The following is a 696-nucleotide window of genomic DNA, read 5'->3' on the forward strand; positions in this document are numbered from 1 at the left end:
AAAAGGCTGGATCAAATAACCGCAACACGCCCGGAAAAGACACACTTTTCTTTACTTAACCCACGAAAAACCCGCCACCCAGACGCATTTTCATACGCCCTGGATGACGGGTACTTGCAGGGGCGACAGGACTCGAACCTGCAACCTGCGGTTTTGGAGACCGCTGCTCTACCAATTGAGCCACGCCCCTTCACCACCAGCGAAAGAACTTTTCAGTCCTTAGCTGACAATGTCCCACCTTACTGCATTGCTGCATAATCAAGGCGGGGTTCGACGAACATCACTGTCCGTAGTAGCGATGGGGGGGATCGAACCCCCGACCTCACGATTATGAGTCGTGCGCTCTCACCATCTGAGCTACATCGCCCCTATTCTCTACCGGACATAAGTCCGTATAAAAGAACAGAGCCCCCTGACAGAATCGAACTGTCGACCTTTTCCTTACCATGGAAACGCTCTGCCGACTGAGCTAAGGGGGCATCAGCATCCGTTGAACCCAGCACGTAACTCTGTGGCCAATTGTTGACCGCTTCGTTTCGCTCTGTGCTCTCCGTGAAGCCTTGCAAAGATTAACCCGAAATCACCACTAAGCACAAATCAGCAGGTAGGCAGCGGTATTTCTTGTCACGTTTGCAGACATTTGGCGCGCACTTATGGATAATCTATTCACTTATCGATGAGCCCCAGCGGAACCAT

At 51.7% G+C, this 696-nt stretch carries 3 tRNA genes; all 3 read right to left on the minus strand.

Going from position 1 to position 696, the window contains the following annotated elements:
• Positions 1-117 precede the first annotated feature (117 nt).
• Positions 118-190, minus strand: a tRNA-Trp gene (locus tag CRD13_RS04850).
• Between the two features lie 103 nt (positions 191-293).
• Positions 294-367: transfer RNA gene (locus CRD13_RS04855), tRNA-Met, on the minus strand.
• Positions 368-406: 39 nt separating this feature from the next.
• Positions 407-479, minus strand: a tRNA-Thr gene (locus tag CRD13_RS04860).
• Positions 480-696: the final 217 nt, after the last annotated feature.

It is taken from the genome of Corynebacterium sp. LK26, from assembly GCF_014335085.1.
GTDB lineage: Bacteria > Actinomycetota > Actinomycetes > Mycobacteriales > Mycobacteriaceae > Corynebacterium > Corynebacterium jeikeium_D.